The 9,805-nt window shown below is 56.5% G+C and carries 8 protein-coding genes; 5 read left to right on the top strand and 3 right to left on the bottom strand.

The features are described from left to right. Together ACTG34_RS06285 and ACTG34_RS06280 are read right to left on the bottom strand one after the other, a co-directional pair. A partial coding sequence (locus tag ACTG34_RS06285; protein ID WP_439104122.1) for an acetyl-coenzyme A synthetase N-terminal domain-containing protein occupies positions 1 to 287 on the bottom strand: 287 nt, incomplete at its 3' end. A 274-nt stretch (positions 288 to 561) separates the two neighbouring features. Continuing rightward, a complete protein-coding gene (locus tag ACTG34_RS06280; protein WP_439104121.1) occupies positions 562 to 2,844 on the bottom strand; it encodes an NADP-dependent malic enzyme in 2,283 nt (760 codons plus the stop codon). A 261-nt stretch (positions 2,845 to 3,105) separates the two neighbouring features. Between ACTG34_RS06280 and cdd the strand changes: the two genes are divergently transcribed. The 5 genes from cdd (at position 3,106) to ACTG34_RS06255 (ending at position 8,231) form a co-directional block, all read left to right on the top strand. Next, the gene (gene cdd, locus ACTG34_RS06275; RefSeq protein WP_439104120.1) at positions 3,106 to 3,492 is read left to right on the top strand and encodes a cytidine deaminase; all 387 of its coding nucleotides are present in this window, start codon (positions 3,106 to 3,108) and stop codon (positions 3,490 to 3,492) included. A gap of 6 nt (positions 3,493 to 3,498) precedes the next feature. Continuing rightward, entirely contained in the window at positions 3,499 to 4,809 is a 1,311-nt protein-coding gene (locus ACTG34_RS06270; protein ID WP_439104119.1) for a thymidine phosphorylase, read from the top strand. Further along, positions 4,806 to 6,017: a phosphopentomutase gene (locus tag ACTG34_RS06265; protein WP_439104118.1), complete on the top strand. Its 1,212-nt coding sequence runs from the start codon at positions 4,806 to 4,808 to the stop codon at positions 6,015 to 6,017. Before ACTG34_RS06270 ends, ACTG34_RS06265 begins: the two co-directional genes overlap by 4 nt. Before the next feature lie 38 nt (positions 6,018 to 6,055). Continuing rightward, a complete protein-coding gene (gene upp / locus ACTG34_RS06260) occupies positions 6,056 to 6,688 on the top strand; it encodes a uracil phosphoribosyltransferase (protein ID WP_062219939.1) in 633 nt (210 codons plus the stop codon). A gap of 82 nt (positions 6,689 to 6,770) precedes the next feature. Beyond that, complete coding sequence (locus ACTG34_RS06255) at positions 6,771 to 8,231, top strand: SPOR domain-containing protein (RefSeq protein WP_439104117.1); 1,461 nt, start codon at positions 6,771 to 6,773, stop codon at positions 8,229 to 8,231. A 32-nt stretch (positions 8,232 to 8,263) separates the two neighbouring features. Here the strand turns inward: ACTG34_RS06255 and ACTG34_RS06250 are convergent, their stop codons facing one another. Next, on the bottom strand, positions 8,264 to 9,286 hold the full coding sequence (locus tag ACTG34_RS06250) for a hypothetical protein (protein WP_439104116.1): 1,023 nt from the start codon (positions 9,284 to 9,286) through the stop codon (positions 8,264 to 8,266). Positions 9,287 to 9,805 lie beyond the last annotated feature (519 nt).

Below are 9,805 nucleotides of genomic sequence, written 5' to 3'. Positions count from 1 at the left end.
GAGGCCACGCGGTCACGCAGCTCTTTATATGTAATACCTTTGGAGGAATGGGTGATCGGGCTCTCGTGCATGATCGCAAGGTTATCACCGCGTCCCTCATCGACGTGACGATCCACGGCGTTGTAACACGTGTTGGTCATCCCGTCAGAAAACCACTCGTAAATTGGTGCGTTCTCGTCGAACAAGGCCTTTGATGGCTTTTCGTACCAAAAAATGTCCTCGGCCGCCTGCATCCAGAATTTTTCCGGATCGGCTTTCCACGCGCCATAAACGTCTGCGTAACCCATTGGTATTCTCCTCACTTATCGCGCGATTAAACGCTTTCAGTGACCACCTCGCAAGGTCTCCTCCCTGTGCCAGATGGTCACTGACTGCCGACTTTCGCCGTGCAAGCTCTCTACTCACGCCCCGTCCTAGCAAAGCCACCGAGTCGTTTGGTAAAAATATTGCAAACCTGTGTAGCAAATTGATTTGCAAAGTTTGCAGTTCGCCGCATGTGCAAATGAAAATCGCCCGCCCCTGAGATGGGGCGAGCGATTTCAGTGGTGTTGCGTGTTCGTCTTAGCCGTAGTGCGTCACAGGTGTGCCTGCGATGGCCGACATATTCAAAAGTCCGCGTGATGTAATGGACGGTGTCACGATGTGCGCACGGTTGCCCATGCCCATCAAGATCGGCCCAACTTCCAAACCGTCGCCTTTGGCTTTTAGGATGTTGCGCACACCCGACGATGCATCTGCGATGGCAAAGACGAGCGCGTTTGCCGGTCCCTCAAGGCGCGAGTTGGGAAACGAGCGCTCGCGCAGGTCGGGGGTCAAGGCACTATCAATATGCATTTCACCCTCATAGACGAAGTCACGCGGTTCACTATCAAGGATCGCAATTGCCTCACGCATATGGCGGCCCGTCATACAGTTGAGGTTGCCAAACTCGGAGTGTGAGCACAGCGCGATATTTGGATCGATGCCAAAACGGCGGATGTGTCGCGCCGTGGCGCATACGGTTTCCGCGATTTGTGCTGGCGTGGGTTCGGTATGCACATGCGTGTCGGCGATGAATAGCGGCCCATCTTCCAAAATCATCAACGACAGCGCGCCCACGGGATGCAACTCTTTGGTTCCGAGGATTTGTTCGATGTAGTTGAGGTGCCACAAATACTGACCGAAGGTGCCGCAAATCATGCTGTCGGCATGACCCTCATGGACCATGATGGCACAGATAGCGGTGGTGTTGGTGCGCATGATGGCCTTGGCCAGATCGGGTGTGACGCCGCGCCGCTCCATGAGTTTATGATAGGACTGCCAATACTGTCTGTAGCGGCTGTCATTCTCCGGGTTTACGATCTCAAAATCGATGCCCGGGCGGATTTTCAATCCTGCGCGCTCGGCACGCATCGCGATGACTTCAGGGCGGCCAACGAGAATAGGCATGTCGGTGGTTTCTTCTATCATCGCTTGGGCGGCGCGCAAGACGCGTTCGTCCTCCCCTTCGGCAAATGCAATGCGGCGCTCTGCTTGTGAGGCGGCATGAAACACCGGACGCATCAACAATGCCGATTTAAAGACAGACTGATCCAAGCTTTGTTTGTAGGCGTCGAGGTCGGCCATGGGGCGGGCTGCCACGCCACTTTCCATTGCGGCGCGCGCCACGGCAGAGGCGACAACGCCCATCAGGCGCGGATCGAATGGTTTCGGGATCAGGTACTCAGGGCCAAAGGTCATGCGCTCGTCTTGGTAGGCGGCGGCGGCTTCGGCCGATGTGGTTGCGCGCGCTAGAGCTGCGATGCCTTCGATACATGCGATCTGCATTTGATCGTTGATCTCGCTTGCGCCCACATCGAGGGCTCCGCGAAAGATGAACGGGAAGCACAGCACGTTGTTCACTTGGTTCGGGTAATCCGAGCGGCCCGTGGCGATAATTGCATCCGGTGCCACCTTTTTCACGGCATCGGGCATGATTTCCGGTGTCGGGTTGGCAAGTGCAAAGATGATCGGCTGTTTTGTCATCTTTTTGACCATGTCGGCGGTCAATACGCCCGGACCAGACAGGCCAAGGAATAGATCCGCGCCGTCGATGACGTCATCCAATGTGCGTAGATCGGATTTTTGCGCATATTCGGCTTTTTGCGCGGTCATTTCCTCGGTGCGCCCCTCATAGACGAGGCCAGCAATGTCGCAAAGCCAGACGTTTTCACGTTTTAGCCCAAGTTTGAGCAGCATATTGAGGCAGGCTATTCCGGCGGCACCGCCACCGGTTGAGACGACTTTGATGTCTTCGATCTTTTTGCCAGCAACGCGCAGCGCGTTGGTTGCGGCCGCGCCGACAACAATGGCTGTTCCGTGCTGATCATCATGAAATACGGGAATATTCATGCGTTCACGGCACAGTTTTTCCACGATGAAGCAGTCGGGGGCTTTGATGTCTTCGAGGTTGATCGCGCCGAATGTCGGCTCAAGTGCGCAGACAATGTCCGCCAGCTTTTCGGGATCTGTCTCGTTCACTTCGATGTCGAAGCAGTCAATGTTGGCAAATTTCTTGAATAGAACGGCTTTGCCTTCCATCACGGGTTTGGAGGCGGCAGCGCCGATATTGCCCAGACCTAAAACAGCCGAGCCGTTGGTCACAACTGCCACAAGGTTCCCGCGCGATGTATATCGGCTTGCCGTGCTCGGATCGTTTTTGATTTCCAAACAGGCTTCTGCGACGCCAGGCGAGTAGGCGCGCGCGAGGTCGCGACCGTTCGCAAGTGGCTTTGTCGCGCGAATTTCGAGTTTCCCAGGCTTTGGGAATTCGTGATAATCGAGGGCCGCCTTGCGAAGGCTTTCGTCTCTCTTGTCGTCTGCCATGGGTCTCTCCAGAATTTAGTTTAATACTAAACTAATTTAAAACTGCACGCGTGTCACGCTCTGTTTTCTTTGCCCATACGCCGTTGTGCGGCTGTCACGCAAGCTTTGCAGTGGCTATATGGAGAAGGTTAGCGCAAACACCCTGCATTTAGGTGTGTTGACTGCTATTTTTGGTGATGAGGTCTGCATCCTGCTTGCATCCCCATGTCCAAGCGCGCAATCTCGACCATGTAGTCAAATTTTGAAAAAAGGCCCACATCCATGTCCCTGATTGACTCTGCCAAAGCGGCCCAAGACCGCGCCTATGCGCCATACTCTAACTTTAAAGTTGGCGCGGCAATCAAGACGTCGTCAGGCGCGGTTTTTGCGGGCGTCAATGTCGAGAACGTGGCCTACCCTGAGGGCACATGCGCCGAAGCGGGCGCGATTGCGGCGATGGTTTTGGGCGGCGAGACGCACATCGTAGAAGTCGCCGTGATCGGATCGGGTGACGCGCCAACGCCGCCCTGTGGCGGGTGCCGTCAAAAGTTACGCGAATTTGCCGCGCCGGATGTGAAGGTCACAATGATGTCGCGTACAGGCGAAACCTTGATCATGACCGTGGGTGAGTTGCTGCCGGGTGCGTTCAGCCACGAGCACATGGATTAATCCGAAATGGACGCGCGCCGCATCATTGAAAAACTACGCGACAAGACGGCCCTTGCGGACGTCGAATTGCAGTGGTTTGCCCAAGGCCTTGCAAACGGGGAAGTGACAGACGCGCAAGCCGGTGCGTTTGCGATGGCCGCGCTGTTGAACGGAATGTCGGACCCTGAACGCGTTGGGCTAACGCTCGCGATGCGCGACAGCGGGCGCGTGATGACATGGGATGCGCCGTCTCCCCCGATTGATAAGCACTCTACCGGTGGAATTGGCGATTGCGTGTCTTTGATACTTGCGCCCGCGCTCGCGGCGCTTGGCGGGTTTATCCCTATGGTGTCGGGTCGCGGTCTGGGCCACACGGGTGGAACGCTCGATAAACTAGAGGCTATTCCTGGCCTCAAAACCGAAGTTAGCGAAGATAGGTTTCGCGCCATCATGGCGCAAACTGGCTTTGCAATTGTGTCCGCGACGGGGTCTATCGCCCCTGCAGACAAGCGCCTTTATGCGATCCGCGATGTGACGGGAACGGTCGAGAGTATTGACCTCATCACGGCGTCGATCCTATCCAAAAAGCTTGCAGCGGGGCTTGAGGGCTTGGTGCTTGATGTCAAATGTGGGTCGGGGGCGTTTATGAAAACGCGTGACGATGCGCGCGCTTTGGCACAAAGCCTTGTTACCACTGCAAACGGGGCAGGCTGCAAAACCTCCGCTTTGATCACCGATATGAGCCAGCCGTTGTGTCCGTGGATGGGCAATGCACTTGAGGTGATGGCCGTTATGGAGGCGATGACGAGTGGCGAGGTGGATAATCGCCTTTGCGATCTCACATGTGCATTGGGCGGTGAGTTGATGGTCTTGTCCGGTATGGCCCATGACGCAGATCACGCCGCATTGGCTGTCCGGGGTACGTTGAGCGATGGTTCTGCGGCTGAACGGTTTGGTCAGATGGTTCATGCATTGGGCGGGCCACGCGACTTTGTTGACCACTGGCGTGACCGCTTGCCGTCCGCGTCCGTGGTGCGCGATGTCGTGGCGCACCAATCAGGATATGTTGCGCAGATGGACGGTCATGCACTTGGCATGGCAGTTGTTCATTTGGGCGGCGGTCGTCTCAAGGGAGATGATAGAATTGATCCGGCCGTAGGGTTCTCCAATTTTTGCATGACGGGTGAGTATCTGGGTCAAGATGATCTGATTGCGACGATCCATGCGCGCTCTGACGCCGATGCTGACCGCGCCGAGGCCGCTATTCGTGCGGCGGTATCATTCGCGGCGCAACCGCCCGAGGCCGTGCCGCTTGTGTTTGAAAAGGTATCAGGATGAGTCGTGCATTTTTGATTGTGATGGATTCCGTTGGCTGTGGCGGTGCGCCCGATGCGGATCAGTTTTTCAATGGGGGCACCCCTGACACCGGTGCCAATACGTTGGCCCATATTGCTCAAGCCTGTGCTGATGGTCAGGCGGAGGACGGTCGAACGGGGCCATTGAGGATGCCAAATCTGGATGCGCTTGGGCTTGGCGCGGCCATCGCGGTTGCATCAGATGATCGTGCGCCGCATTTGGGCGCGCAGCCGCAAGGCCTGTTTGGCGCCGCCGCCGAGGTTTCACAGGGTAAGGATACGCCATCGGGCCACTGGGAGCTGGCGGGCGTCCCCGTCCCGTGGGACTGGGGTTATTTCCCCAAAACAGAGCCGTCATTTCCACAAAAAATCATGGAATTGACCGCCAAATTATGTGGTGCGGGCGGCACCTTGGCCAATTGCCACGCCTCTGGCACACAAGTGATTGATGACTTTGGCGCACAGCACGTCAAAACAGGTTGGCCCATTTGTTACACCTCTGTGGACAGCGTGATGCAGATTGCGGCCCATGAGGACCATTTCGGTTTGGAGCGATTGTTGCAGCTATGCCAAGATCTCGCGCCAACGCTACATGCCATGAAAATCGGTCGCGTGATTGCGCGTCCTTTTGTGGGCAATGAGGCGGACGGGTTTACACGCACGCTGAACCGCCATGACTATGCCATTGCACCGCCTGCACCAACGCTTTGCGATTGGGCCAAGGCCGCAGGGCGCAAGGTGTATGCGGTCGGAAAAATCGGCGATATCTTTTCCATGCAAGGTGTCGATGAGGTGCGCAAAGGGGCGGATGTGACTTTGTTCGACCACTTGTGTGATGTGATGGAGGAGGCCGAAGATGGATCGTTTACCTTTGCCAACTTTGTCGAGTTTGACAGTCTGTACGGCCATCGCCGTGACGTGTCGGGCTATGCGCGCCACCTCGAGTGGTTCGACGCCCAGATTTCGCGCCTGTTAGAGCATGTGCGCCCAAATGATTTGATCTTGTTCACCGCCGATCACGGCAATGATCCGACATGGGTCGGCACCGACCACACGCGCGAAATGGTCCCAGTTGTAGGCTACGGGGTCGGGGCGCGCGCAATTGGCCGTGTCGCCTTTGTCGATGTCGCTGCCTCGATTGCCGATCACCTTGAAATTGAAAACCTAGGAGCAGGAAAATCGTTCTTGTGACCCAAACCGTTCTCTTGCCAGACTAAGGATGCCATCAGATGCTTGACCACCTAACGATCGTGAAACACCCCCTTGTGCAACACAAACTGACGCTTATGCGCGAGGTGGAAACCTCAACGGCAGTGTTCCGTCAGCTTTTGCGCGAAATTTCGCAGCTCTTGGCCTATGAGGTCACGCGCGAATTGGATATGACCACAAAACGGATCGAGACGCCGATGCAGCCGATGGATGCGCCGGTTCTTGATGGTAAAAAGCTTGCGCTGATCTCGATTTTGCGGGCTGGAAACGGGCTGCTCGATGGGGTGCTCGAACTGATTCCATCGGCACGGGTCGGGTTTGTTGGATTGTACCGTGACGAACAAACGCTTCAACCCGTGCAATACTATTTCAAAGTGCCTGATGCGCTTGAAGACCGGCTTGTGATCGCAGTTGATCCGATGCTTGCCACCGGTAACTCGTCCGTTGCCGCCATTGATTTGCTCAAACAGGCTGGGGCTAAAAACATCCGCTTCTTGTGTCTTTTGGCGGCCCCCGAAGGAGTTGCACGGATGAAAGAGGCGCATCCAGATGTGCCAATCGTCACCGCGTCTTTGGATGAAAAGCTAAACGAGCATGGGTATATCGTGCCGGGCTTGGGCGATGCTGGCGACCGTATGTTTGGCACGAAATAGCGTCTAAAGTTGTGGATTCACCTTTGCAAGCTACGGGGAAGTGATGTAGCTTGAACCACAACATTTTGTGTGGGGGCGCACCATGACGGCCTTTAGATCAGTATCCATTGTGGCGCTCTTTGCCATTGTTTTATGTGCGCCGTTGAGTGCCAAAACTTTGCGCAATGCAGATGAACCTGCGGAGTTCCCCCCGTCGAGTTTCACCGGATCACAATACGTGGACAGCCGAGGCTGTGTTTACGTGCGCGCGGGCGGTGCCGCTGGTACGCAATGGGTGCCCCGCGTGACGCGCTCTCGGGATGTGATGTGCGGTTTTAAACCCACTCAAGTTGCGGGATCAAACCTACCCGTTATCAAAGATCCTGTAGTGCAAACCCCTGCAAAAGTGGCCCCGGTGGCTGTTGCACCCGTGGCGCCAACGCGAACAACGCCCACCCCACCCATGGCGGTCCGCGCCGCAACACCACAGGTCGTCGCAGCGCAACCCGTACAAGCGCCACGCCCCGTAACCGTGACGCTACCGCGTCCTGCCGTTGCTGTCGCACAAATGCCAAAGCCTGCGACCGTACAACTGCCAAGTAGCGCGCCCGTTCAGGGTGCACGCACCCAATCGCTTGATGTGCGCAATGGGCCGCAAACCGCGCATCCCTCCGACTATGTGATGAAGCGTCTGCCCGCAGGAGTGACTGTGCGCACGGCCGCTGGCGAAAAGATGACGACCACGCAACCGACGATGGTTCGGGTGCCTGTTGCATCGGTCAACCGCATCGCGGCGCCTGTCCGCACCGCTTATGTACAGCCCGCTTATGTTCAACCATCGTCGAGTGGGTGTTCCAATTTGAGTGGGAATGCCGCGCAGTTTATGACGGCAACAGATGTACGGTGCGGCCCACAGCCCCAGCACCCGTCAAGCTTTGTTGTTCGGCGTCAGGCGCAAGCTTTGCAGGCACAGGCACATAGCGTTGATCTACACCGCGCCGCTACCGCTCAAGGGTTTACAATTGCGCGCCCTGTCACAACGCAGGTTCCCGCCGGTTATAGTCGAGTGTGGGATGACGGGCGTTTGAACCCCAATCGTGGCCCGCGCACCTATGCAGGTGACTTGCAACAAGCGCAGGTCTGGACACAAGACACACCTGCGCGCGATGTGTATGCGCCCAAGCCTAAGACGTTTTGGCAATCCTTGTTTGGAACAGGTCAGAGCAAAACCACCGTCTATGTGCCACAGGCACAGGTGGCCATGGCCGCGCCCTCCCGTATATCGACCAAAAGCGCGGCACCTATTCACACGCCTAAAACCCAGTCCGCGCCCGCAAATTTGCGCTACGTTCAGGTCGGGGCATTCGGGGTGGCAGCGAACGCTGACAATTCAATTGCACGTCTGACATCGTTGGGCGTGCCTGTGTCGTCGCAGATCCTAAATCGTGGCGGGAAATCCATCAAAATGGTGCTCGCTGGCCCGTTTGCATCGTCGCAACAGACTTTGGCGGCACTTGGCTCCATTCGCTCCGCTGGCTACGCGGACGCCTTTGCGCGCAAGTAAGTGATCCCGCCCTGTTTGAGTTCTCGGGTGGTTTAGCTGCCACAAATGCCTTGGAGTGCGATCCAGTCACCATCTGAGAGCGTTGCGCGGGTGTTGTCGATGTGGATTGCATCCGCTTCGATCAGCGGGAGGGTTTGCGCACCTGTGATGTCGACGGCATAGGCATAGGGGGCGATATGCACCTGAGCGCGTACAAATCTCTCAATCAATGAATCCGTTGCAACAATTGCGGCGGGTGGTGCGATCAAAAGTGCTTCGGTGTGTGCATCCAATGTCGCGGCGTCGATGTGGCCGGTTGTTAGCAGGCGCAGGGTCGCCATGAGGCCGGATTGTTTTAGCAGTCGTTCAAGTGGATCATGTTGTTGCGCACGTTCCATTTCGGCCAAGGCGTAACCTGCGGGGACGGCGGGGTCGTCAAAATCCTCGACCAATGAGCGGTTCAACAAGACAATGCGCCCAGGTAGATGTTGCGTGATCGGCACGCCGCTTTGTACCACAACGAGACGCCCGCCCTCGCTTGCGCGTAAGCGGGTGTTGAGATGCTCAAGAGCGAGGGCGCCGCGTGCGGTGGAGCATGGCTGTCCTGACAGGCGTTGCATCCGGTCAAGAAGCTGTGCACCAATTTCATTGCGTGTCACATCGGGGACAATTGAAACTGCCTGACGGATAAGAGCGTTCGGCAGCCAAAAGATTCCAAGCCCAACACAGGCCGCAACGGCCCCGCCAATCACAAGGCCACGTAAGCGCCCGGGGTGGGTGCGTCCACGCTCCAAAGCGCGATGAATGCGCGCAATCCCATCAATAAGGGTCGAGTCGTCGACTTCCAAACGCTCATCAGTGTTTGGGTCAGGACTATAAAGCGCCTTTTTTTCGTTGGTGCCGTTCACGCGCTCAATGGCGGGTAGGGACCAATGCGCCAAAGGTGTGCCTGCGAAATCTGAAATGACCAGCGTGGCATCCCCAATGGTCACGAGGACCTCGCGTTTTTGGGTTTCTCCCTCGGCTCGCCAGAGTGCGGATGCCTCCAAACGATCATATTCTGTAAGCGCAGTCATGCGCGGGCCTGCTTTTTTGTTCTTGTTAGGTGACTTTACCGCGCCTTCGTCCATGCGACAATGAAAAGCAGCTGGCCACATCAAACAAGCGCAGGGTGGCCGAATTTTCTGCAAGATCACAATGCGATGCGCGCCTTTAGTATGCGTTCTGTATATCTATGGGGTCAAATTTTGGCTCGCGCAGCCGCGGTTTCAATGCCCTTTCGGGGTTACTATTGTGGGGCGCTACAATAGGGGACGTCATCACCGTTATATAAACCTTAGCGGCGCACCCGTGGCGAATCTCTTTTGGAATCAATGGGGCGGGGTCCGTAGTGAGATTGGGCATGTGCAAATGTGGTTAACGCAGGGTGAAAAAACTGCGGGATATGAGTTATTATGGTTAACAATTGGCGGTGACGTGGCTCATTTGCGCGCGTGACGGGATTATGCCACATTTCGGTCCCATTCGCGGCGAATTGTGACCCACCCCAAAGGGCCAAGTGACCTTGCTAGAACGGACGGGCTGCCACCCGCTAT

Source organism: Celeribacter marinus, assembly GCF_965656515.1.
Lineage (GTDB): Bacteria > Pseudomonadota > Alphaproteobacteria > Rhodobacterales > Rhodobacteraceae > Celeribacter > Celeribacter marinus_D.
Note: the sequence above shows the minus strand (reverse complement) of the source record. Positions and strands in the feature narration are given on the sequence as shown.

Coding starts and splice junctions, on each gene's coding strand:
- ACTG34_RS06250 (WP_439104116.1), bottom strand. CDS start 9,286: ATGACTGCGCTTACAGAATATGATCGTTTGGAGGCATCCGCACTCTGG.
- ACTG34_RS06280 (WP_439104121.1), bottom strand. CDS start 2,844: ATGGCAGACGACAAGAGAGACGAAAGCCTTCGCAAGGCGGCCCTCGAT.
- cdd (WP_439104120.1), top strand. CDS start 3,106: ATGTCCCTGATTGACTCTGCCAAAGCGGCCCAAGACCGCGCCTATGCG.
- upp (WP_062219939.1), top strand. CDS start 6,056: ATGCTTGACCACCTAACGATCGTGAAACACCCCCTTGTGCAACACAAA.
- ACTG34_RS06270 (WP_439104119.1), top strand. CDS start 3,499: ATGGACGCGCGCCGCATCATTGAAAAACTACGCGACAAGACGGCCCTT.
- ACTG34_RS06255 (WP_439104117.1), top strand. CDS start 6,771: ATGACGGCCTTTAGATCAGTATCCATTGTGGCGCTCTTTGCCATTGTT.
- ACTG34_RS06265 (WP_439104118.1), top strand. CDS start 4,806: ATGAGTCGTGCATTTTTGATTGTGATGGATTCCGTTGGCTGTGGCGGT.